A 23,267-nucleotide genomic window follows, 5' to 3' on the forward strand; every position below is an offset into this window, starting at 1 on the left:
CTAGCATCGAATAGTGCAGGGTGGCAGAAAAAAATTCCCGGGGCCAAAAAAGGAGGGAAGGGACTAAACCCGTTTGCTGCTGCGAAACTTTTTCAGCCAGCCCTGCAGCTCTTCTTCCTCGTGTTCCAGCTCAAAGGCGTTGATCAGCCCCCGGCGCAGGGCGACGGATACGGCCCGGTTCCGCAGGTTGAAGGCATCGCCGAACTTTTCACTGTGAAATTGCTCCTGATCGAGCCCCAGCTTGGTGTAGAGGGTGTTGAGGCGGCTCTGCACGCCTCGGCGGGACAGGTAGCGGCGCTGGGCGATGAGGTTATCGGTCAGACCGAGAGAAATGTCCACCAGGGCCTCGTATTCGATATCGGACAGAGCGGTTTGGCGGTGGCCGGCCCGGCCCTGTACTTTGCGCACCTCGGGGTCGATCCAGCACTGCTCGTCGATGAGTACGGTCTGCACCGCCGAGGCGATGCGCTCACGGGTATTGGATTTGAGCACGTAACCGTACACCGTTTCCGGCGGTACGATGCTGGTCAGGGCCCGCACGTACATTTCATCTTTGTACTGGCTCCAGAAGATGATGCGGGCCATGGGTTTCTGCTCCCAGAGGGCGCGGGCGAATTCAATGCCGTTGAGTTCGGGCATCTGGATGTCGCTGATCACCAGGGGCGTGTCCAGTCGCTGCGCCTTTTCCAGGGCGATTTTACCGTTGTGAGCCCGCTCGATCTGGCAGGGGACTTCCAGGCCCTGTACGAGCTGTTCGAGAAATTCAAAGTCCTTGGGATTGTCGTCAGCGATAAGAATGGTCAGGGGATCCATGGAGATCAGTCCTCCTGCGGATGGGATTTAAGGGGCATTATCAGTTCGAAGCGGGTGCCGGTGGAGAAGCGGGACGGTCCCCATTGAACGGTGGAGCCGATGACCTTGGCCCGTTCGCGGATATTATGCAGTCCACGCCCGGATCGCCCGTTCTGTGGCGGGGCGGTAAAGCCGACGCCGTTGTCTTCGACGGAGAGCACCAGTTCGCCGTTGCGGACATCGAGATTGACCTCATAGCGGCTGGCCTGGGCGTGGCGGATCACGTTGTGAATGGCCTCGATGGCGATGCGGTAAAGGTTAAGACGGTCCAGACGGGCCAGGGGCGCGCGGTCGGCCTCGGGGGATATGTACAGATGGTATTCGGGCAGATTTCCTTTGGAAAGGTGCCTTTCGAGATGGGATTCCAGCGCCGCCCCCAGACCGAGGATGTCGAGGGTCTGCGGGTGGAGATTATCCATAATCTCCCGCAGGTTGGCCATGGCCCGCTGCAGATCTTCCTCCAGCCGGAGCCCTTCGCCTCCTTCGGGATTCTTCGCCCGCATGTCCTGAATGCCGCGCAGCACCGAGGAGAGATCGGAGAGGGTCTGATCGTGTATATCCATGGCGATGCGACGCCGTTCCTCCTCCGCGCCCTCCAGCAGTTTTTCGGTGCCGATGACGCGGATCAACTGATCGGTCATGCGGTTGATGGACAGGGCCAGCTCGTCCAGCTCGTCGTCCACGCGCGTGGGCGGCGTCAGCGGGGTCAGATCCCCGCTGGCAATGCGACCGGCGCTGTCGGAGATGGACTGGATGCGTTTGAGAATCCGGCGTCCGAAAAACCGGGAGAGCAGAATGCCGAGCAGCAGCGCCGCTCCCAATACCACCAGGGAGACCAGGGCCGTGTGTTCCACCAGTTCGTCGATATCCTTGGTCTGGGTGTTGCGCAGCCGTTCGCGCCGATCCTGGGCCATCTCCACCAGAGAGACCAGTTGCGGACGCAACAGGGAGAGGGCGTCCAGGAGTTTTTTCGAGTTCAGTCCGTCTTCGGGATTGAGATCATCGACGGCCTGGGAGAGCAGGGCCCGGGTGCTTTCCGGCAGAATCAGCAGGTCTTTGACGCGGATGATGGCTTCGGCCAGATGCCGGTGCAACTGAATCATCTCTTCGAGCACCCGGATATCGACGAAATGCTCCCGGGCCAGCTGCAGAGAGATGCCCTGCATGCGCTGTGAGGCCAGATCCGCTTCCGCCAGGGCGATGAAGACCAGCCCCAGCCGTCGGGCTTCCTGCCGTTTGACGGACAGATCCCAGTAGGTGTACTGGAGAAAAGCCAGGGCCAGAGACATCAGCAGCAGGACGGTGGCCGGGGCGAGAATGMTTTGGTGTTTAAGGGCAAGGCGCATGGCGGAACGATAGCACAGCCCAGTGAGAAATACACTGTGCTTTTGCACAGATAGGATAGCCGATAAAGACGCCTGCCTGGCGGCTTATGGCCTTTGCGCCACGCCGTTTTGAACCTGTTGTGCGATAAACGCGTCCAATGCTTCGACAGGCAGGGGTGGCGCGCAGAGGTAACCCTGCATATCGGTACAGCCCTTTTCCAGAAGGTATTCAAGCTGTTCCGCTGTTTCCACGCCCTCGGCCAAAACCTGGAGGCCCAGGCTGCGGGCCAGAGCGATAACCGAGGCCGTGATGGCGGCATCGTCGCGATTTTCTGGAACCCCGCAGATGAAGGACTGGTCGATTTTGAGGCGGTCGATGGGAAAGTGTTTGAGATAGTTAAGGGACGAGTAGCCGGTACCGAAATCGTCGATGGACAGGCGAATGCCGAGGGAGCGCAGATCCCGGAGGGTCTCTATGGTGTCTTCAGCGTTATCCATCAGCATGCTTTCCGTCAGTTCCAATTCCAGCCGGCGGGGGTTCAGTCCGGTCTCCGCCAAGGTCTGCTTGACGGTCTGGACCAGATTCGGTTCCTTGAATTGCTTTGGCGACAGATTGATGGCCACGGTGATCGGACCGAACTTTTTCTCCCAGGCCAGGCTCTGTTCACAGGCGGTCTTGAGAACCCAGCGGCCGATGGGAAGTATCAGCCCCGTTTCTTCGGCCAGAGGAATAAAGCTGCCAGGGGGAATCTTCCCGTTTTCCGGGTGATCCCAGCGCAGCAGGGCTTCAAAGCCGAGCAGTCGGTTCTGCGCCATATCCATCTGGGGCTGGTATTCCAGAAACAATTCCCCGCGGTCCAGCGCCAGGCGCAGGTCATTGGTCAGCAGCAGTCGCTGCAGCGCCCTGGCATTCATCTCATCAGAGAAGAACTGGTAGGTATTTCGTCCTTTGTTCTTCGCCTGGTACATGGCGGCATCCGCATTTTTGAGCAGCGTGTCGGCGTCACGGCCACTTCTGGGAAAGGTCGCCAGTCCAAGACTCGGAGTGATGGTGATGTCCATATTGCTCAGCCGGAAGGGGGCGACAAATTGTTTCAGCACCTTGTCGGCGATGGTAGCGGCATCACTTTCAGTTCTCATGTCAGGGAGAAGAAAGGCGAATTCATCGCCGCCAAAGCGCGATACGGTATCACTTTCCCGCATCGCCGCGGCCAGCCGCTGGGCTACCTCTTTGAGGAGGAGGTCGCCCTGGACGTGGCCCAGTGAGTCGTTGATGGCCTTAAAGTGGTCCAGATCGAGGAAAGCTACAGCCACCATATGCTTGTAACGTCGGGCCCGGGCCAGTTCCTGTTCGAGGCGATCGTGAAAGAGGTCACGGTTGGGGAGGTTGGTGAGTGTATCGTAATAGGCCAGCCGTTCGATGCGGGCCTCCGCTTTTTTGCGTTCGGTAATGTCGCGGAAGATGCCGCGTGTGGCGACAGGCTGTCCATTTTCGAAACGGCAGTTCACGCTCCCCTCGATGAGCAGCTTTTCTCCCTGTTTGGTAACAAAGGTGGCTTCCAGCCGGGCCACCTTTTTGCCGGCCAGGAGTTCGCGCAGAGTCGTAAGACAATGATCGGCGCTGTCGGAATGAATAAACTGGGAGATATAAAGGTTCTGGGATTCTTCCAGAGAATAGCCCAAGGCTTCGCGCCAGGCGCGGTTGACATAGAGAATTTTTCCTTCGGGCGAGGTACTCTGTATCAAATCGTTGGCATTTTCCAGCAGATCGAGATAGCGGGCCTCGCTTTCCCGCAGGGCCTGTTCCATGCGGCGGCGTTCGGTGATATTGCGGATGCTGCCGCGAATGGCGATGCGCCCTTTGGCATTTTTGATGGGCCGACAGGTGTGTTCGATCCATTGCAGCTTGCCGTCGCGGGTGATGATCCGCAGTTCCCGGCAGGACTCGGCCAGCGCGCTGCTGGCATCCTCCAGCTGCTCCCGCCAGATGGGCAGGTCTTCGGGGTGGATGATTTTTTCCACCAGGCCGGGTTCTTCGTGGAACTCCTGGGGCGCATATCCGGAGACCATAAGACAGGCCGGGGAGAGATAGGAGAAGGTGCCATCGGGCCTTTTCAGATAGACACAGTCGGAAGCGAAGTCGGAAATCAGGCGAAAGCGAGTGGTGGCCCGCTGCAGGCGAATATGCCAGAGGCCCAGAAAAAGCCCGAAAAGGCCGCCGATCAACACGGGGACGACATAGGCTCGCGGATTGAGGGCAAGTGCCGCTCCGCCCAGGGACCATTTTTGCCCAGCCGACAAAAAAGCCATAAGGGCCATGCCGAGCAGGATGGCTCTGCTGAGGAAAAAAAAGAAAGCTTTTTGGGTCATGTTGTCTCGGTAGTCAAGTTTTTCCTGGGTTCTTCACGTTAGAAAAAGCGGCCATCGCCTCGTTCAGAAGCAGCTTCTCGTCGTGCAGATAGCGGGGTGAATGGTGAAAAACGCGAAGTTTTCCCACCTCTGCCTCTCTGGCGATCTCGCCAGCCAGTCGGGCGGTCAGGTGATTTCTTTTTATGGCCCGCTCGAGGTCGGCATGGGCAAAGACCGCTTCGATGACCAAAAGATGCGCCTGTGCGGCCAGGGCGGTGATGGCCCGGATGTTTGCCTCCGAAGGCGAGGCATCGGTAACATAGACGACCTTCATCCCTCGCTCGGTATGAGCGACAGTATGATGAAGCTGGGCTAAGGATACGTGCAAAACCCCGCCCTTGGCAAGAGGAACCTCCAGCCGGGTCTGCCGGTCGACCCCCTGCCGCAAGAGATCCTTGAAGCGGGTCAGCCAGGGGCCAGGTAAAAACCCCTCCCTTTCAAGGGCGTCCTTGTGAATGGCGATGTGCAGGGACTCTTCCAGGCTGAAGGCCAGCGAGGTGATGTCCCCATGCGCCAGTGGCAGGGCGCGCACCCGGTAGTGGGGGCTGCGGTGCAGGATCCCGCCCGAGCAGTCAAATTCTCCGAGGGGCTCTGGGGCAAAGGCCCTGGCGGCCTCGAACCGGACCTCCTGACAGGACCTTTCGCCCCATTCGCGCACGACCAGGGTGAAGGCCAGGTCGTCGAAGAGATTCCAGGTGTAGCCGGCCAACCGGTGGGTTATGCGGCTGATGATGCCGGGCGGGCCGTAGAGATAAAGGGTGTGGTCGCTGTAGAGAAAGCCGCGCAGCAGGCTGTCGAAGCCGATCAGGTGATCGATATGGGCATGGGAGATGAAAACCGCGCTGATGCGGCTGCGGCATCCCGGTGACAGTCGGTGAAGGTCACCGCAGTCGAAAAGCAGCGCCTCCCGGTGGTGCGCGTGGCGCACGTAAAGGGCCGGATCGCCGAAGGGGCCGTTGATCAGTTTCGGGTAGAAAACGGAACGCATGCCGCAGGCTCTCTCCCCCATGGGGTAAGGTGAAAATGACCGGCTCTTTCGCCGGTCCCCGGCATTCACTAAAATTTTACCGGGGGAATCTATTGACAGTTTTCGGCTTCAGGTTAATTTTACTTTAACATGAAAGGCCCCTGATCCGCCGGGGAATAGGCCGGCGCCCTAAAAGGAGAGATGCTGATGAAACAAGGTGTAAAAAAATGGCTGCTGGCGACCCTGGGAGTGCTCATTCTCCTGGGTGGCGGCACGGCCTCAGCCCAGACCGAGGTTTTCAACGTTGACAGGGAACTCTACCCCTATTATCCCTCACTCATCAAATGGAACAAGTCGGGCGCCGAATTCACCGAGCCCGAAACCTGCGGGGGCTGCCATCCCCGGCAGTATGAAGAGTGGACGGGGTCGGTGCATGCCCTGGCCTTTCAGGACCCGGTCTATCAGGGCGAGCTGGTCCTGGCGGTCAAGGCGGTGGGGCACAATATCTCGCGGCAGTGTGAAGGCTGCCACTCCCCCGCCGGCGTCGTCACCGGCGAAATCAAAGGACCGGGCCTCAAAGGTCTCAGCCCCATGGCGATGGCCGGGGTCTCCTGTGACATCTGCCACTCCGTCAGCGGCGTGACCCATTGGCAGACGCCTTCCCACGAACCGGAAAACGGCTCGATGATTTTAACCCCCGGCGTCGAAACGCTCGATGGCACCGTCTTGATCAAGAGAGGTCCGTCGGCGCCGGAAGATGGCTGCGGCGGCGGTTTCCATGAATGTGAACAGTCCGATCTGCATCAGCGGGCCGACCTGTGCGCCTCCTGCCACCAGGTCTATCACTACGCGGCGCATTACCCCCTGGAAGCGACCTATGTGGAATGGAAGCATGGCCCCTACGCTCAGAAGGGCATTCTCTGTCAAGACTGTCACATGGTGGATACGCCGACCTTCCTGCGCACCGCCGACACCTTTGAAAAGCCCTCACGGGGCGAGTATCATCACTATTTCAACGGCGCCAACTATCTTCTCTATCACCTGGCCCGAGCCGCGGCCGAGAAGAGCGCGGACGCGGAGCTTGTGAAGAATCTGGACCATAAATTCCAGATGTCCGTTGATCGGCTCAAGGCCGCAGCCGAGCTCGAAATCGCTCCCATCTATGGTGAAAACACCCTGCAGGAAGTGAGGGTGCGGGTCAAAAATGTGCGGGCCGGTCACAATCTGCCGACTTCTTTGACGAATATCCGGGAGATGTGGCTGGAGGTGACGGTGAAGGACGGCCAGGGCAAGATCCTTTACGCCAGCGGCGGTTTGGACGAGCAGGGCCGTCTGCAGGAAAATACCCGTGTTTTCAATTCGGAAGGGGCGGACGAAAATTTCCACTTCGTCGTCAATCCCTGGGAAATCACCTCGTTCTCCAAGCATGACACCATCCCCCCACGGGGATACAAGGATGTGCACTACGGGGTTGCTGGTCTGCCGAAAGAAGGGCGCCTCGAATTCGAGGCACGCCTGCGCTACCGTCAGGCGGATCAAAAGATTGCCGAAAAGTTATTGAGTTCGGTTCCTGCCGATATCAATCTCGAAGAAATCTACGGACTCAAGGCCGTGCCGCAGCTTCCTGTCGTCGACATGGCCACAGCCAAGGCCAGCATCGGGGCGCGGCCCTAGGGTGATGCGCTGATGTGCGGGTAAAAAAGGGGTCCCCGCTTTCCCGCGAGGACCCCTTTTGACTGGGGCGCTGGCCGATAAAAGCCTAGCGGACTTTGACCGGCGCGTAGAAAAAGCCTTCACCCCGCTGGACCAAAAGACGGATGACGTCGTCCTTTTTGGTCTTGGCCAGGATCTGCTTGAAGACGCTCACCTTGGGGGTGCTGGTCCCGTTCGCTTCGAGGATGAGATCCCCGGGCCGCAGGTTGGCTTCCGCCGCCGGGCCGTCGGGCGCCACGGCGGTGATGAGAACACCTTCGGTCTGCCCCAGCCCGAAGCGACGCGCATTATCGGCGGTAAGGTCAGCGAGCGAAAGGCCGATCTGGCCGGATTCGCCGCCGGATGCCACCTGCACGACACCTTCCTCCTCCAGCAGTCCGACGACGACCGCGAGTTTTTTCGTTTTGCCGTTGCGGAACACCTCTACGGGAACGCTCTTGTCCACGGGGGTCGAAGCGACCAGGCGAGGCAGGTCGCTGATGTTTTCGACCTGGTGGCCATCAAAGGAAAGAATGATATCCCCTCTGGCGATTCCGGCTTTTTCAGCCGGAGAATCTGCGGTGACGCTGGTCACCAGGGCCCCCTGGGCTTTATCCAGGTCAAAGGACGCCGCCAGTTCTTCGGAGACCGCCTGTACGGAGACGCCGAGCCAGCCGCGGGTGACGTGACCTTTTTCTTTGAGCTGGGGGATGATTCCTTTGGCCAGGTCAATGGGAATAGCGAAGCCGATACCTTGGCCGCCCGCGACGATGGCCGTGTTGATCCCGACCACCTCCCCTTGGGCATTAAACAGCGGCCCGCCCGAGTTGCCCGGGTTGATGGAGGCGTCCGTCTGGATGAAATCGTCATAGGGGCCCGCTCCGATCACCCGTCCTTTGGCGGAGACAATACCGGCGGTGACGGTCTGTTCGAGGCCGAAGGGATTGCCGATGGCCATGACCCATTCACCGACTTGCAGGCTGTCGCTGCTGCCCAGGGTGACGACCGGCAGGTCGACTCCGGCGTCGATTTTCAGCAGGGCCAGGTCGATCTTGGGGTCAAGGCCTTTGATCGTCGCGGAGAAGGTGCGGCCGTCACTGAGTTGTACCTTGATTTCGTCGGCTCCGTCCACGACATGGTCATTGGTGAGGATGTAGCCGTCATGCGAGATGATGAAGCCCGAACCGAGGGAGCGCTGCTTCTGGGGCATATTGGGGTGCCCCTGGAAAAAACGGTTGAAAAAATCGTTGAAAAAATCATCCTGGGGGGTGCCGGGGCCGGGCATGATCGGCATGCGTGGTTTAGTCGTCTTGGAGGTGTTGATGTTGACGACGGCGGGCTTGAGCTCTTGGGAGAGGGTAACGAAATCAGGGGGAGTAGCCGCGGCCGGCAAAGCGTAAAGCACAATGGCGGCTAGGGCCGGCCACAGGAAACGAAAGGCCATTTTTTTCATGAGTTCCTCCTCGGTGCGGAAAATGAGCCGCCGGGCCGGCGGTGAAAAAGCAGGATAGGTCCGGATGAAGGGCTGAATGGAGGTTATGTAATCACTGCCCCGGTGCTTGTCAATGGGGTGGTCTACCGCGGCATCCGTAGGAAGGGCTCAGAAAGGCTCACTTTTTGACGGCCTCCGGGCCAGCCAAGGGCAGAATGACGGTAAAGGTACTGCCTTTGCCGGGGGTAGAGCGGACCTCGATACGGCCGTGATGGACGTCGACGATCCACTTGACGATAGAGAGTCCCAGGCCGGTGCCGCCATCTTCCCGGTTGCGGGCTTCGTCAATGCGATAGAAGCGGTCAAAGATGTGGGGCAGGTGTTCGGCCGGGATGCCGACCCCGGTGTCGGTGATGGACAGGATGGCAAAACCGCGGTCCATGGTGACGGCAATGTCGATCCTGCCTCCCGACGGCGTGTATTTGATGGCATTGCCCAGCAGGTTGAGGAACATCTGCCGCAGTCGCAGTTCATCCCCCCGCAGCATGATTTCCTCCGCGACCTGCAGCTGGAGGTTCACGCCGATCTGCTTTGGCTCCGCCAGCGCTCGTCCTTGGAGATAGAGTTCCTGAATAAGGTCGCTAAAGCTGAATTCGGTGGGAATCAGCGGAAGATCCCCCGATTCGCTTTTGGCCAGGGTGAGCAGGTCCTCGATGATGCGCCCCATGCGGCTGATCTCTTCCATATTGGAGGCCAGCGCCTTGCGGAATTCCTCCGGCTCCTTGGCCCAGCGCAGGGCGACCTCGGTTTCCCCTCGCAGAATGGTCAGGGGGGTGCGCAGCTCGTGGGAAGCGTCGCCGGAAAACTGTTTGATGCGGCGAAAGGCATTTTCCAGATCATCGAGCATCTGGTTGAAGGTGGCGGTCAGCTCGGAAATTTCGTCCTGGTTGTTCGCAACCGGCAGGCGCTCGCTCAGATTCTCCGCATTGATCCGCCTAACGGCCCGGGTGACGCGGGCGACGGGTTTCAGGGCTTTGCCGGCCAACAGCCAGGCTCCCAATGAGGTGATGAGTAAAACAGCCGGCCCCAGCAGAAAGAAGGTGAGGCGCAGGTCGGCGATTTCGTGGTCGATGGAGGCCAGGCTGTAGCCGATCTGAACCATGGTGGAATTTCGGTTCCCCGGCTCGATAGGGTAGGTCAGCAGGCGAATGGGGTGGTGGTCCAGCTTTTCGAGAGTCTCGAAATGGGGGATGCCCCTCTCGGCGTGCTGCAGGGCCGTCTTGCTCAGGGGGAGGCTGAAGTCCAGCAGGTTGCTGGAAGAACAGGCGATGCTGCCCCGTTCATTGAGAATCTGCACGTACTCGCCCCAGTTGCGTTGACGCAGGTAGGCTTCAAGTCGTTCGCAGGGGGTGCTGGCCGTCAGGTTCTCGTGCAGGATGCTGCTGAAAGTGCTGACGTCGGCGGCAATGAGCAGCAGCCGTTCATCCACATGGCCGAGCTGGTTTCTCGACAGGTAGGCGTTCAGACCATAACCGCTGGCCGTCAGAATGACGGCCAGGGTCAGGGCATAAAGGCAGGTCAGGCGAAATCGGATGGAGCGGAGGAGCAACTATTCCTCCTTCAAAACGTATCCCACGCCGCGAACGGTATGGATCAGTTTGTTGTCGTAATCGCGATCCACCTTTTTGCGCAGATAATTGACATAGACATCGATGATGTTGGTGAAAGAATCAAAGGTGTAGTCCCAGACATGTTCGGCGATCATCGTCCTTGTCAGAATCTGGTTGGGGTTGCGCATGAAGTATTCGAGCAGCGCGTATTCCTTGGCGGTCAAATCGATCTCCTTGTTGCTGCGCCAGACCTTGTGAGCGACGGGGTCGAGACGCAGATCAGCAAAGAGAAGTTCGGCCCCGCGGTCCTTCTTGCCCCGACGCAGCAGGGCTTTGACCCGGGCCAGGAGTTCGGCGAAAGCGAAGGGCTTGGTGAGATAGTCGTCACTGCCGGAATCGAGGCCCGACACGATGTCCTGCACGGTGTCCTTGGCGGTCAGGCAGAGGACGGGATGGTTGACCTGCCTCTTGCGCAGCTCCTTGATGACGGTAAGGCCGTCCATCTTCGGCAGCATGATATCCATGATGACGAGGTCGTAGGGGTTGCTCTCGCCCATATAGAGGCCCTCTTCCCCATCATAGGCAATATCCACCTCGTAGTTTTCCTCTTCCAGACCCCGCTTGATGAAGCTGGCGACTTTTTTTTCGTCTTCTACGACAAGAATGCGCATCCTGTTCTCCTTTGGTTCCGCAGGGGAACGTTGACAAAGATGAATAAGCGATCCCGGCCACTTTTCATTGCCGGACAGCGGAAATAAAGCCCCTTACTTCAATTTTAACTTGACGAGAACTTCGTTGGCCGTTTCTTCCACGGCTTTTCCCGACACATCGATCACGACCCATCCCTGCCGCCGGAAAAAAGCCTTGGCGAAGGCCAATTCCTCTTCGATCTTTTCATAGTCGGCGTAGGCCGTGCGGGAGTCCTGACCGAGATTGCGCAGCCGGGCGGCCCGTAATTCCATCAGACGCTCGGGATCAATGACCAGGCCGGCAACTTTCTGGGGGTCGACATGGAAGATTTCTTCCGGCAGGTCAATCCCCTGCACCATCGGCACGTTGGCCACCTTCCAGCCCCGATGAGCCAGGTAGATGGACAGCGGGGTCTTGCTGGTGCGCGAGATGCCGACCAGGACGATATCCGCCTTGGTGAGGTGGCGGGTTTCCTGGCCGTCATCATGACGCACGGTGAACTCCACCGCGTCGATGCGACGAAAATAGTCCTCGTCGATGCGGTGCAGCAGCCCCGGCGTTTCCCCGGGTGAGCGGCCGAAGAATTCCGCCAGCTTCATCAGCAGGGGCGTGATAAGGTCCAGGCAGGAAAGGCCGAGGGCATCGCATTCGTCATGAACGAGCTGGGCCAGGTCGCGATTGACGATAGTGTAGACGACGATGGCGTTCTGCTTGAGCGCCTGATCCAGGGCCTCGTATACCTGGCTCTTGCTCCTGACGTTGGAGATCCGGTTGATTTTGACCTCTTTGTCGCGGAACTGGGTCAGGCCCGCCATGACGATCTTCTCGGCGGTTTCCCCGGTGGCGTCAGAGAGCAGATATACGAGCTGGGGAGCCCCCATAAAATTTCCTCATGAACTTTTCATTAGCAGTTTAGCATGGATGTCACCGCGGGCAATGGCGAGACAGTCCTGATTTTCTTCTCCACAGCCTTCTGCCGACGGCTGCTCTGAACCCCTATCACTTAGGGTAGGAGGCTCATTAAAACACCTCCTAATTAAATTTCATGCACGGCCAATTTGTCAAGGTTTTTATTGCATTTAGAGGGTGTCTTTGCTAAACAGGGCCGATGAAAAAGACGTGGCTTGAAATACGAATTCCAGTCCCCGCTGCCGGTATCGATCTGGTCTGCGGTGAACTGATGGAACTGGGTTGTGAGGGCATCACCGTGGAAGAGCGGCCCCTCGACACCTTCGTGCCACCCGATCCGGACGAAATTCTCGCCGAAGAGCAGGTCATCAAGGCCTATTTTCCTGCGGGCGAAGATACCTCGTCCCTTTGCCGCGCCATTCAGGAACGGCTCGAAGAGCTGCGGCCCTTTGTCCCTGGTCTTGTCGCTGCCCTGCCCGCAGCGTTTCCGGTTCGTACGGAAGATTGGGCGCAGAACTGGAAGCAGCACTTCCAGGCTGTTCGTATCGGCCGCCGCCTGGTTATCAAGCCGACCTGGGAAGACTTCAACCCCGAGCCCGATGATGTCATCGTGCAACTCGATCCGGGCATGGCCTTCGGGACCGGCACCCACGGCACCACGCGGCTGTGTCTGGAAGCGCTGGCGGCTCTTTTCGAAGGCGAGCATCCTCCTCGCCGGGTGCTTGATGTCGGCACCGGGTCGGGCATCCTCGCCATCGCCGCCGCCGCTCTCGGCGCCGATCGCGTTCTTGCCTGCGATATCGAAGAGGAGGCTTGCCGCACGGCACGCGCCAATGCCGAACTCAATGGCGTGGAGGAGCGAATCGAGGTGACGGGCGAGCCTCTCGAAGGTCTCGAAGGGGGATTTGACCTGGTTCTGGCCAATATCCTCGCTGAAGAGAATATCCGTCTGGCTTCCGAACTGATCTCCCGGCTCAACTCCGGCGGCGCTCTCATCCTTTCGGGCATTCTGCAGGAGAAGGAGCCCGCGGTCGTGGAGGCTTTCGCGGCCTATCCCCTGTCTTCGCCCCACATCACCCACCTGGAAGAATGGTCCTGCCTGCTGTACCACAAAGGGGTCTGAATGCTGCGCTTCTTTGTCTCCCCGGATCGACTTCAGGACGACGAGGTTAACCTGCCGGAGGAGGTTTTTCACCATCTTCACGTGGTGATGAGACGTTCAGCGGGAGAGGAGATCCTGCTGCTCGACGGACACGGCAGTGTGTGCCGGTGCCGGGTTGATGTCCTTAGCAAAAGAGGGGGAACCGCCAGAGTGCTGGAGCGCTGGCAGGAGGGGGAGACCGCCTTTCCTGTTCACCTGCTGCAGGGGCTACCCAAAGGCGACAAATTCGACCTGGTGCTGCAGAAGGGGACCGAATTGGGGATCGGGGTGTTTACGCCGGTGATTTCCGAACGCAGCGTACCCGTTCGCGGCGCCGAGCGCGAAGACAGGCGGCTGCAGCGCTGGCAGAGGATCATGCAGGAGGCCGCCAGGCAGTGCCGCCGTTCCCGCCTGCCCCGACTGGAGAGTGTGCAGTCACTGGAAGCCGCCCTGAGTTCCTGTCAGGCCGAGCTCAAGCTGATGCTTTGGGAGGAGGAGAGTCGACCGCTGGTCGAGGTTCTTTCCGGGCGAACTCCCCGTGAAGTGGCCGTTCTGGTGGGGCCGGAAGGTGGTTTTACCGCTGAAGAGGCTGCCTTGGCCCGCCACTTCGGCTTCATCCCGGTGCGCTGCGGACCTCGCATTCTGCGCAGCGAAACCGCCGGGTTTGCCATCGCTGCCGTTCTGCAGTATCTCTATGGCGATCTCGGCAGCGGGGGCGATCTGTAGATCGTCCTCGCCCCTGTCACATCATCAGGATCTTTTCCCGCAAAATCAGTATTTCAAAGGCCATGGCCGCTTTGGCCAGCAACCGCTGGATTTCGCCGATGTGGCTCGACAGGTTGCTGTCCCCTTCCTCTACGTACAGGATACACACCACCCGCCCACCGATCATCAGGGGCATCAGCAGCACTCTGTCCGAAACCTCTCCGCCTACGCCGCGAACCCAGCGTTCATCCAAGGGAGTGCGAGGAGTGGTGCCGAGGAAGAAGCTGCGACCTTCGGTGACGGTCTTCAGGGCCGAGGGACGGGTCAAGGGAATGCTGACGGTATTGAAGTGTTCCCTGGCAACGCCGTGGATGAGAGCCTTCCACCCGGAAACCGAGTTCCCGCGCACGACGAAGAGGGCGGCCTTACCGAATTTCCGTCCTAAAAAAGACACCAGGGCATTGGCGATATCTTCGCGATCCATGGCCCTGGCCAGCTCTGTGAGCACCTGGGGAGTGGTCGCTTGCTCTGCCGAAGCCGGCGGGGGTGCGACTGGGGCAGGCGTCTCCGGCGGGTGCACCGGTGCCAACACCTTTTTCTGCTGCAGCGCCGCAAGTTTTTCCCCAAGGGTCGCCGGCGGTCGGGCGGGGCGGCTTTTTTCGGGAACCCGGCTCTGAGATGTGTGGTCGGATCTTTCGGAATGACCGGAAGAAGCGGGTGCAGCCGGGTAGGGCTTGCCGGGAACCGCACGCAACTCACTCGGCGGCGAAGACGCCGTTTTTTCCTTCGTTGAGTCTTCGGTTTGGACCGTTTTGACCTGGTGCTGGGACATCCGATCGATGATCTGCTGATAGCGGTGATCGATCGGCTTGTTGTAATACTGGTTGAGCGCCTGCATCAGCCGTAGTTCAGGGCTGACCATCGGGTTGATGATGTAGCCGGTGATGAAGGCGATTTCGTCGATGGCCTTGAGGTCATTAGGGTCGGCCATGACCAGGTTCAGTCGTTTTTTGTCCAGGGATAGAGGAATGGCGGCATATTTAAGCGCCAGTTCCTGTGGGAGCAGCTGGATGGTTTCGGCGGGGATGTGCAGCAACTGCTGGGAAGCTACATAGGGCACGGACATTTGCCGGCTTAGAAAGCGGGCCAGTTCGTTTTCATCAATCAGACCCATCTCCAGCAGGCTGGTGCCGATTTTACCCCCAAAGAGAACCCGATTTTTGAGGGCTTCATCAAATTGTTCCCGGGTGATTTGACCGGCTTCTTCCAAGAGATCGAGCAGAGTCTGAGCCATCTTCATTTCACTCCCTGGTGTTGTTTAGACAGTTATCCGCCTTCGTCTGGATGGCTGCCGCCTGCTCGGACTAGGAATCGCCCAGACGAAGGCGGATGAAACTGGCCAGGTCCGGACACTGGAGATATGGATTGTGCTCCCGTTCATATTCCAGGGTGGACACCGGGATGGGGCCATAATCGTGGCCGGGAAAAATCCGGGTGTCGGGGGGGTAGCCGGCAAGGCGCCGCAGGCTGTGATAGAGCGCTTTGACATCGCTGCCGGCCAGGTCGGCGCGGCCGACCCGCGTCACGAACAGGGTATCGCCAGTCAGGAGAGCGTTGCCCGTATGGAGGCAGATCGAGCCCGGCGAGTGCCCCGGAGTGTGCAGCACAGTCAGGGTGCCGTCGCCCAACGAAAACATCTGGTTGTCGAATACGGGGATGTCCGCCTTCTCCACGTCAAGTGGGTGGGCGGCCAGCCGGGCCCCAGTCTCGGCCAGAATCACCCCATTGCCCGCCACGTGGTCCCGATGGCCGTGGGTGTTGAACAGGGTTTCAATAGTGACCCCTCTCTTCTTCGCTTCCGCCAGCAGGCGTTCCGGCTGAAAAGAGGGGTCCACCGCAGCCCCGACCTTGCGCCTCGGGCAGTAGAGCAGGTAGGAGAAGTTGGCCATGTCGCTGGCACTCACCTGCACGATGTCGAGGCTGGCGTTCGTCACCATAACGGTTTTTCTGGTTCCACGCGCCCCATGTGACAAATTTCGCCGTCAATAATCTTGAACTGGTCCCCGGTGGATTTTACCGTCCAGGCATCCCCTTCTTCGGGGGGAAGGGGAAATTCCCGGCTGCCGAGGTAGACGTCATCGCCGCCGATCATGCCCCACCAATCCAGGGAACCGGTTTGCCATATTTTCGTTTTCAGATTGAACGCCATCGCGGCATGTCCTCCTTGTGTGTGTTGAAGTGCGCCATGATACTGTGATGGCGCGGCACGGTCAACATGCCAGAGCTGTCAGCTCAACAATAGAATGGATCGCCTCAGGAGGTTCCCTTGTCCAAAACCGGCGGATTGAGCATCTCATCGTGCTCCTGCATCTGCCAAGGCAGGCTGCCGGGCGAGATGTGGAGAAAATGCAGATACTTTTCGAACTGGTCGAGAATGTCGTTGATGATCTGCTGCTGGTCATAGCCGTAGATGTCGTAGGATTGCCCGCCGCGGCGCAGAAAGACCTCCGCCCGATAGTAATGGGGCACATGTTCGTCGTCCCGATCCATTTCAGGGTAGGCGAAGTCGGGTCGGGCATATTCGCACAGGCGGATTTCGTAGATAAAATCAAGCTGGTCGGGCCGAATGACTTCCAGGTAGGCCCGATCATGGTCCTCATCGTAGATGACCTCGGCCGGCCAACCCTGCTCCGCCAGTTCCTTCTGTACATGCGTCATACTGCCTAAGACCTGCTTGCCGATAAAAGCGGACACTTCTTCACGTTCAGGAAAATCCACCAGGTCGGCCAGACGCTTTTTCCAGCGACCGGGGCCGGTGATGCCGGGCGCATGACGCACCCGCCGCATGTGACTCTGCAGGCTGGCTTCCGTGTGGCTTTCAATGATGAGCGCCCGCCACATGCCGAGGGCCGCGATCAGCATGATGACGGCGAAAGGCAGGGCGCTGGCGATGGTCATGGTCTGCAGGGCGTTGAGACCCCCGGCAATGAGCAGGGTCGAGGCGACGACACCTTCGGTAATGGCCCAGAAAGCCCGTTGCCAGGCCGGGGTGTGGGCGACGCCCCCCGAAGCCAGGGAGTCGATGACCAGGGAACCCGAGTCGGAGGAAGTGACAAAGAAGGTAATGATGAGGATCACCGTCACAAAGGAGACGATACTGGTAAAGGGCAGACGCTCATACAGTTTGAACAGGGCCAGGGCATGGTCGGCCTGCACTTCGCCGATAAGGGCCGTATAGCCATCGACCATAATGAGGTGCAGGGCCGTGTCGCCGAAGATGGAGAACCACAGGAAGGTAAAGAGCGAGGGGACCAGCATGACGCCGAAGACGAACTGGCGAATCGTGCGCCCGCGGCTGATCTTGGCGATAAAGAGGCCGACAAAGGGGGCCCAGGCGATGGTCCAGCCGAAGATGAACAGGGTCCAGTTGCCGATCCAGTCGCTGCGGGTATATGCCTGCAGGTTGAAGGTGCGCTCGATGATGTTGTTGAGATAGCTGCCCGTATTCTGCAGAAAAGTTTCCAGAATGAAGATGGTCGGGCCGGCGAAGAAGACGAACAGCATGAGCAGCACGGCTAGCCCCATGTTGAGGATGGAGAGGTTTTTAACCCCCTTGTCCAGGCCGGCGAGGACAGAAAAAAGGGCCAGGCCGGTGATGACGGAGATAGCGATGACCTGTACCGTCGTGCCCACGGGGATGGCCGGCCACAGGTAATTGATGCCGGCATTGATCTGGGCGACGGAGAGTCCGAGGGTGGTGGCGATGCCGAACATGGTGCCGAGAATGGCGAAGAGGTCTACCGTATGACCGATCGGTCCGTGAATGCGTTCGCCGATGATGGGAAAAAGAGCCGAACGCATGGACAGGGGCAGTCCGTGGCGGAAGGAAAAATAAGCCAGCACCAGCCCGACCAGGCCGTAAATGGCCCAGATATGAAAACCCCAGTGGAAAAAGGCGATCTGCATGGCCTGCTTGGCCGCATCCACCGTGGCCGGCGCCCCTGCCGGGGGCGAGGCATAATGCAGTACCGGCTCGGCCACCCCAAAGAAGAGCAGGGCGATGCCGTAGCCGGCGGAGAAGAGCATGGCGAACCAGGCGGGGAAACTGTACTGGGGGCCGGCGTGGTCCGGGCCGAGCTTGATCCTGCCCCAGCGAGAGAAAGCTACGCCGACGATGAAAACAAGGAAAATGGCCACGGCCAGCATGTAGAACCAGCCGAAGGTACGGGTGATAAAGGCCAGGGTGGCCGAGAAAACGGTCCCGGCCCGTTCGGGATTGCTGATAGTGCCGATGACCAGCAGCAGGGTGACCACAACCGCTGGCACGAAGACGGGGATCAGTATCGTGGAGCTTCTTTTGGACTCGGCCATGTGATTATGCCTCCCGCATGGAAAAAGTAGTGGAGTGCGGCTTGGTGAGGTGAAAATGGGAGCCAGGGCCCCAGTAAGGTCAGAGGGTAATAGGAAAAGGATAAAGGAAAAGGAGATAATTTCAAGAAACCCGATGATTTAGAGAAAATGCGGGTTGGTCGACGGCCTTTTTGGGCTTGGCGGAGAAATTCCCGTGTGCGGCTCCCTCAGATTCATCCTTGTGGGGGCGGACGGCATGGCCTATAATCACTTGGTCTATCAGTTTTGCCTGGAAAGGACGCGCCCATGAAATTTGCCAAGATGCACGGTGCCGGCAACGACTATGTCTATATTGACTGCTTCAGCCAGGTGGTGCCTGATCCGGAAAGGCTGGCTGTGGAGGTGAGTGACCGACATTTCGGCATCGGCTCTGACGGTTTGATTCTGATTGAGCCCTCCGCGGTCGCCGACGTCCGCATGCGCATGTTCAACGCCGATGGCAGCGAGGCCGAGATGTGCGGCAACGGGGTGCGCTGCGTGGCCAAGTACGCCTACGATCACGGGCTGGTCGATTCCCTCCGGATCAGTGTCGAAACGGGGGCCGGGGTGCTGCCTCTGCAGCTCTTTACCAATAGCCGCAATAAGGTCGACAGGGTGCGGGTGAACATGGGCAAGCCGCGGCTCAGCCGGGGGGAGATTCCCATGACCGGTTCTCCCGACGAACAGGCTGTCAACGTTGAAGTGACGGGGCTCGATCGCACCTTTCATGTCACCTGCGTCTCCATGGGTAATCCCCATGCCGTCATTTTCGTCGACAACGTCCACGAATTTCCGGTGGCCAAATACGGCCCCGCGCTGGAGACGCACCCCCTCTTCCCCAACCGCATCAACGTGGAATTCGTGGAGGTCGTTTCTCGCACCGAACTCAAGCAGCGCACCTGGGAGCGGGGCGCCGGCGAGACTCTGGCCTGCGGCACCGGCTCCAGTGCGGTCACTGTGGCGGCGGTGCTCAACGGGCACTGTGACCGGGTGCTGGTCAATCATCTGCTCGGCGGCGATCTGGAGATGGAGTGGACGGAAGACGGCCACATCTATATGACCGGCCCGGCCGTGCAGGTCTTTGAAGGAGACTACCAGCCCCAATGAACTGCCCCATGTGTACACGCTGGCAGGACGAGGCGTCGCTGCGTATCGCCGAAATGAAACACTGCCTGGTCATGCTCAACCGCGACCAGTTTTTTCCCGGCTATACCCTGGTCTTCACCCGGGAGCATGTGACCGAACTCTTTCATCTGGACAAGGCGGTCCGCCAGGAGGTCATGGAGGAGGTCAGCACCGTGGCGGCGGCGCTGCACCGGGTCTTTCAGCCGACCAAGATGAACTACGAGCTGCTGGGCAATATGGTGCCCCACATGCACTGGCATCTGGTGCCCCGCTTCAACGACGATCCCCTGTGGCCACGACCGATCTGGAGCGACCCGCACCAGGACAAGACCCTGAGCCCCCAGGAATACGTCGAGCGTATTTTGCTGATTAAAAACGCCCTGTAAGGAGGGGCGCCGTTCTCTATGGATGCCATTCTTTTTGATTTGGACAACACCCTTTATTCGCCTCAGCGGCAACTCTTTGCCCTCATCGACATCCGTATCAACCGTTACATGCGCGAGAGGGTGGGGATCCCCGACGCCGAGGTGGACGGTTTGCGCCGCCGCTACTGGGCCGATTACGGGGTCACCCTGCAGGGGCTGATCCGCCATCATGGGGTCGATCCCGAAGATTACCTCGAATACGTCCACGACGTGGATGTCAATTCGCGGCTGATTCCCGACGCGCCGCTGCGTGCGGCCCTGCAGAGCATTCCCCTGCGCCGCCTGGTCTTCACCAACGGCTCCCGGGGGCATGCCGAGCGCGTGTTGTCGTCGCTGGGGCTCACGGATCTCTTTGAAGAGATTTTCGATATCCGTGTTGCCTCCTATCTGCCCAAGCCTTTTCCCGAGCCCTACCGTGAGGTGCTGGGGCACATCGGTGTCGAGGCGCCACGCTGTCTCATGGTGGAGGATTCCGTCGAAAATTTGCGTACGGCCAAGGAACTGGGCATGGGGACTATCCTCGTCGGCGATGGCGAGAAGCCGGCCTGCGTCGACGTACAGATAGCGGCGGCGGTGCAGGTGCCTGCGGCCCTGGCCCACTGGTTCGCGACCGTCTGAGGGAAACCCTTATGTTGTGGCTCGGCGCCCATATGTCTATAGCTGGCGGGGTGGAAAAAGCTTTCGCCCGCGGGGAAGAGGCCGGCTGCACCGCCATGCAGATTTTCACCAAGAACGCCAGCCAGTGGCGAGCCAAGCCCCTGTCCCCTAAAGAGATCGAGGCCTTCGCCGCCGCCTGGAAGCAGAGTCCCATCGGGCCGGTGGTGGCCCACGACAGCTACCTGATCAATCTGGCCGCGCCGGCGGAGGACGCCTGGGAAAAGGCCATCGCCGCTTTTCTGGACGAGATGGCACGCTGCGCTGCCCTCGGCATTCCCGAAATGGTCATGCACCCGGGCGCCCACACGGGCTCCGGCGAAGAGGCCGGCCTGCGACGGATCGGTGAGGCCTTCCGGCGGATTTTCAGCGAAGGTCCGGTGAGCGTGCGGGTGCTGCTGGAGAATACGGCGGGGCAGGGAACCTATCTGGGCGGGAGTTTTGAGCATCTGGCCCAGATCATGGACGCGGTGCCGCAGGGGCGTTTCGGCCTCTGTTTCGACACCTGTCACGCCTTCGCCGCCGGCTATGATCTGTCCGGGGCCGAAGGCTACGGCCAGGTCATGGCGGAGGTGGAGCGCCTGCTCGGTCTGGACAGCATCCGCCTCTTTCATCTCAACGACGCCAAGAAGGGCCTGGGCAGCCGGGTGGATCGCCACGAACACATCGGGCAGGGGCAGATCGGCGAGGAAGGCTTCCGGCTGCTGATGCAAGATGGCCGCTTTGCCGCCGTTCCCAAGATTCTGGAAACCCCCAAGGGGGACGATGGCAGCGGGGATCGCCAGAACCTGGCACTGCTGCGCCGCCTCGCCGGGGAGGGCTAGAGGATGCGGGCCGTGTTACAGCGGGTTTCCGCCGCCCATGTCGAGGTGGATGGCCGCCGCGTCGGCGCCATCGACCGCGGCTTGCTGGTGTTGCTCGGTGTGGCCGCCGGGGACACGGAGGCCGATGCGACCGCTCTGGCGGACAAGATCTGCGGTCTGCGCATCTTCGAGGACGCAGAGGGCAAGATGAACCTCTCGGTGGCCGATATCGACGGAGAGATCCTGGCCGTCTCCCAGTTCACCCTGCTGGCCGACTGCCGCAAGGGACGACGCCCCGGTTTTTCCGGCGCGGCCCCGCCGGAGCGGGCCCGCGAACTCTACGACTATTTCGTCCGCCTGCTGCGCCAGCGGGGCTTTGCCGTGCCCACAGGCGTATTTCAGGCGGACATGGCGGTGCACCTGGTCAATGACGGCCCGGTCACCCTGCTGCTCGACAGCCGCAAGGAATTCTGATGCACGACGACGAACAGGACTATGCCGGGCCCAGTCGCTCGGCCAAGAAGAGGGCCGCCAAGGCCGTGGAAGAGCTGGCCCTGGAAATTTTGGAGCTTTCGCCGGCACAGCTGGAAAAGCTGCCGGTTCCCGATCAGATTCTCGGCGAGTTGCGCAAGGCCCGGCAGATCAAGGCCCATGGCGCCCGCAAGCGGCAGGCCAAGTTTCTGGCCGGCCTCCTGCGCCGTGACGAGGACGTGCTTGAAGCCCTGCGCCAGCATATGGAGGCGCTCAACCAGGTTCACTATCAGGATCAACAGGTGTTTCACGAGCTGGAAAGCCTGCGGGACCGCCTCTGTGATGCCGGTCAATACCGGGCCGCTTTGCAGGAAGTGAGCGACCGTTATCCGGCCCTGGATCAGGATCTGATCGCCCGCCTCGCCGTCCAGGCCCAGGCCGGCAAGGACAAGAGAGCCTACCGGGAGATCTTCAAGCGCCTGCGCCAGGCGCGGGAACAGGGAGAGTAGAAACGCAGAAGACCCGCCATCTGGCGGGTCTTCTGGTAAAAGCCGGAACTTCGTGTTTTGGTTTACAGGGCCTTTTTGATCAGGCTCTCGAGCTGGTTTTTGGGCACGGCGCCGACCACCTGATCGAGCACCTTGCCGTCCTTGAACAGGATGATGGTGGGGATGCCGCGCACCCCGTACTGGCCGGGAGTAGCCGGATTCTCGTCCACGTTGACCTTGGCGATCTTGACCTTGCCCTCATACTCGGCGGCCAGGCCGTCCACGACCGGGGCGATGGCTTTGCAGGGGGCGCACCAGGAGGCCCAGAAGTCCACGAGTACGGGGACGGAGGATTTCAGGACTTCACTTTCGAAGTTGTCATCGGTCAGTTGCAAAACCTTATCGCTTGCCATGATAAATTCTCCTTTGGATATATTTAAGAAAATCTCAGATACATCACACAATATAAAACACTGAGACTAAAAATCAAGACCGAAAGTTTCCCCCGCCGGGTCAGCCTTGACAGGCCGGGTGGCGGAGCCTATGATTCGGATTAATTTTTTTCGAGAGGCGAGGCATGCAGAGGCAGGAAAAAATTGCTCAGGCCGTGCAGGATCATGTGCGTGTCCTGGAAAACAGCTTTGAGCGGCAGAGCGATGAGATGACGGGGTTTGCCGAGCGGGTGGTGGAGACCTTCCATCAGGGCGGCCGCCTGTATGTGGCCGGCAGCGGGCCGCTGGCCGCTCTGGCCAACCTGCTGTCCAGCCTCTTTCTGAACCGTTTGAACCTGGAGCGTCCGTCACTGCCGGTGCTGTCCCTTTGCAACGACGCCACTCTGGCTCTTTCACTGGCCCGGGACGGGCAGTCCGCCCAGTTTCTGTCCCGCCAACTGCGGGCCCAGGCGGAGGAAGGCCACATCCTTCTGGTGTTGGCCGGCTTTGATCGGGATCCTCTTCTGGACGAGGTTCTCAAGACGGCCCGTCAGATGGAGTGTGTCATTGTGCTGGCCGCTCCCGAAGGCTCGGAACTGCTCAAGGATGCTGCCGACTTTTTTTTCCGCTTCGACTGTTCCTCCATCTCCCGTCTGATGGAAGCCTATCTGTTTTTTGGCGATCTGCTCTGTGAGTTGGTTGAGGGCGAGCTCTTCGGTTTCTGAGAAGCCGGCGTCGCCTTTTCCCTC

General features: G+C 59.8%; 23 protein-coding genes. 10 read left to right on the plus strand and 13 right to left on the minus strand.

What is annotated here, in order from left to right:
• Positions 1-63: 63 nt before the first annotated feature.
• Genes MJO47_RS04885 through MJO47_RS04900 form a run of 4 tightly spaced genes read right to left on the minus strand, consistent with a single transcriptional unit; the run spans position 64 to position 5,574 of the window.
• The gene (locus MJO47_RS04885; RefSeq protein ID WP_253959992.1) at positions 64-813 is read right to left on the minus strand and encodes a response regulator transcription factor; all 750 of its coding nucleotides are present in this window, start codon (positions 811-813) and stop codon (positions 64-66) included.
• 5 nt (positions 814-818) lie between these two features.
• Positions 819-2,246 (minus strand): HAMP domain-containing protein, encoded by a 1,428-nt coding sequence (locus tag MJO47_RS04890; protein ID WP_253959993.1) that lies wholly within the window; start codon positions 2,244-2,246, stop codon positions 819-821.
• A gap of 36 nt (positions 2,247-2,282) precedes the next feature.
• Positions 2,283-4,547, minus strand: coding sequence for a bifunctional diguanylate cyclase/phosphodiesterase (locus tag MJO47_RS04895; RefSeq protein WP_253959994.1), 2,265 nt, complete (start codon positions 4,545-4,547; stop codon positions 2,283-2,285).
• Positions 4,548-4,560: 13 nt separating this feature from the next.
• Positions 4,561-5,574: an MBL fold metallo-hydrolase gene (locus MJO47_RS04900; protein ID WP_253959995.1), complete on the minus strand. Its 1,014-nt coding sequence runs from the start codon at positions 5,572-5,574 to the stop codon at positions 4,561-4,563.
• Positions 5,575-5,760: 186 nt separating this feature from the next.
• On the opposite strand from MJO47_RS04900, the gene MJO47_RS04905 reads away from it, so the two are divergent.
• Positions 5,761-7,227: a cytochrome c family protein gene (locus tag MJO47_RS04905; RefSeq protein WP_253959996.1), complete on the plus strand. Its 1,467-nt coding sequence runs from the start codon at positions 5,761-5,763 to the stop codon at positions 7,225-7,227.
• 85 nt (positions 7,228-7,312) lie between these two features.
• On the opposite strand, the gene MJO47_RS04910 is transcribed toward MJO47_RS04905, so the two are convergent.
• The 4 genes from MJO47_RS04910 to MJO47_RS04925 form a co-directional block, all read right to left on the minus strand.
• Positions 7,313-8,698 (minus strand): DegQ family serine endoprotease, encoded by a 1,386-nt coding sequence (locus MJO47_RS04910; RefSeq protein ID WP_253959997.1) that lies wholly within the window; start codon positions 8,696-8,698, stop codon positions 7,313-7,315.
• Between the two features lie 157 nt (positions 8,699-8,855).
• A complete protein-coding gene (locus tag MJO47_RS04915; protein WP_253959998.1) occupies positions 8,856-10,286 on the minus strand; it encodes a cell wall metabolism sensor histidine kinase WalK in 1,431 nt (476 codons plus the stop codon).
• Positions 10,287-10,958 carry a response regulator transcription factor gene (locus MJO47_RS04920; protein ID WP_253959999.1) on the minus strand — a complete coding sequence of 224 codons (672 nt, stop codon included), beginning with the start codon at positions 10,956-10,958 and terminating at the stop codon, positions 10,287-10,289.
• A 93-nt stretch (positions 10,959-11,051) separates the two neighbouring features.
• Positions 11,052-11,858, minus strand: a complete 807-nt coding sequence (locus tag MJO47_RS04925; protein ID WP_253960000.1) for a pyruvate, water dikinase regulatory protein — start codon at positions 11,856-11,858, stop codon at positions 11,052-11,054.
• 227 nt (positions 11,859-12,085) lie between these two features.
• On the opposite strand from MJO47_RS04925, the gene prmA reads away from it, so the two are divergent.
• Positions 12,086-13,009, plus strand: coding sequence for a 50S ribosomal protein L11 methyltransferase (prmA, locus tag MJO47_RS04930; RefSeq protein WP_253960001.1), 924 nt, complete (start codon positions 12,086-12,088; stop codon positions 13,007-13,009).
• Positions 13,010-13,753 carry a 16S rRNA (uracil(1498)-N(3))-methyltransferase gene (locus MJO47_RS04935; protein ID WP_253960002.1) on the plus strand — a complete coding sequence of 248 codons (744 nt, stop codon included), beginning with the start codon at positions 13,010-13,012 and terminating at the stop codon, positions 13,751-13,753.
• A 16-nt stretch (positions 13,754-13,769) separates the two neighbouring features.
• Here MJO47_RS04935 and MJO47_RS04940 read toward each other — a convergent pair whose 3' ends face one another.
• The 4 genes from MJO47_RS04940 to MJO47_RS04955 all read right to left on the minus strand — a co-directional run bounded on the left by MJO47_RS04940 (position 13,770) and on the right by MJO47_RS04955 (position 18,103).
• Positions 13,770-15,026 (minus strand): general secretion pathway protein GspE, encoded by a 1,257-nt coding sequence (locus MJO47_RS04940; protein WP_253960003.1) that lies wholly within the window; start codon positions 15,024-15,026, stop codon positions 13,770-13,772.
• Between the two features lie 70 nt (positions 15,027-15,096).
• On the minus strand, positions 15,097-15,729 hold the full coding sequence (locus tag MJO47_RS04945; protein ID WP_253960004.1) for an MBL fold metallo-hydrolase: 633 nt from the start codon (positions 15,727-15,729) through the stop codon (positions 15,097-15,099).
• Positions 15,723-15,941, minus strand: coding sequence for a hypothetical protein (locus tag MJO47_RS04950; protein ID WP_253960005.1), 219 nt, complete (start codon positions 15,939-15,941; stop codon positions 15,723-15,725). Before MJO47_RS04950 ends, MJO47_RS04945 begins: the two co-directional genes overlap by 7 nt.
• A gap of 104 nt (positions 15,942-16,045) precedes the next feature.
• Entirely contained in the window at positions 16,046-18,103 is a 2,058-nt protein-coding gene (locus MJO47_RS04955) for a BCCT family transporter (protein ID WP_253960006.1), read from the minus strand.
• A gap of 285 nt (positions 18,104-18,388) precedes the next feature.
• Between MJO47_RS04955 and dapF the strand changes: the two genes are divergently transcribed.
• From dapF to yjgA, 6 genes are read left to right on the plus strand one after another with little or no spacing between them, the layout of a single operon-like run.
• The gene (dapF, locus tag MJO47_RS04960; RefSeq protein WP_253960007.1) at positions 18,389-19,228 is read left to right on the plus strand and encodes a diaminopimelate epimerase; all 840 of its coding nucleotides are present in this window, start codon (positions 18,389-18,391) and stop codon (positions 19,226-19,228) included.
• On the plus strand, positions 19,225-19,632 hold the full coding sequence (locus MJO47_RS04965; protein ID WP_253960008.1) for an HIT family protein: 408 nt from the start codon (positions 19,225-19,227) through the stop codon (positions 19,630-19,632). The genes dapF and MJO47_RS04965 overlap by 4 nt, the downstream gene beginning before the upstream one ends.
• Positions 19,633-19,650: 18 nt before the next feature.
• Positions 19,651-20,289: a pyrimidine 5'-nucleotidase gene (locus tag MJO47_RS04970; protein WP_253960009.1), complete on the plus strand. Its 639-nt coding sequence runs from the start codon at positions 19,651-19,653 to the stop codon at positions 20,287-20,289.
• 11 nt (positions 20,290-20,300) lie between these two features.
• A complete protein-coding gene (locus tag MJO47_RS04975) occupies positions 20,301-21,149 on the plus strand; it encodes a deoxyribonuclease IV (RefSeq protein WP_253960010.1) in 849 nt (282 codons plus the stop codon).
• A 3-nt stretch (positions 21,150-21,152) separates the two neighbouring features.
• Positions 21,153-21,602 carry a D-aminoacyl-tRNA deacylase gene (gene dtd / locus MJO47_RS04980; protein WP_253960011.1) on the plus strand — a complete coding sequence of 150 codons (450 nt, stop codon included), beginning with the start codon at positions 21,153-21,155 and terminating at the stop codon, positions 21,600-21,602.
• Positions 21,602-22,108: a ribosome biogenesis factor YjgA gene (yjgA, locus tag MJO47_RS04985; RefSeq protein WP_253960012.1), complete on the plus strand. Its 507-nt coding sequence runs from the start codon at positions 21,602-21,604 to the stop codon at positions 22,106-22,108. The genes dtd and yjgA overlap by 1 nt, the downstream gene beginning before the upstream one ends.
• Positions 22,109-22,170: 62 nt before the next feature.
• Here yjgA and trxA read toward each other — a convergent pair whose 3' ends face one another.
• Positions 22,171-22,500 carry a thioredoxin gene (gene trxA, locus MJO47_RS04990; RefSeq protein WP_253960013.1) on the minus strand — a complete coding sequence of 110 codons (330 nt, stop codon included), beginning with the start codon at positions 22,498-22,500 and terminating at the stop codon, positions 22,171-22,173.
• A 164-nt stretch (positions 22,501-22,664) separates the two neighbouring features.
• Here trxA and MJO47_RS04995 point away from each other — a divergent pair, with 164 nt between their 5' ends.
• Entirely contained in the window at positions 22,665-23,243 is a 579-nt protein-coding gene (locus tag MJO47_RS04995; protein ID WP_253960014.1) for an SIS domain-containing protein, read from the plus strand.
• Positions 23,244-23,267 lie beyond the last annotated feature (24 nt).

This window comes from Desulfuromonas sp. KJ2020, assembly GCF_024197615.1.
In the GTDB taxonomy this organism is placed as follows: domain Bacteria; phylum Desulfobacterota; class Desulfuromonadia; order Desulfuromonadales; family SZUA-540; genus SZUA-540.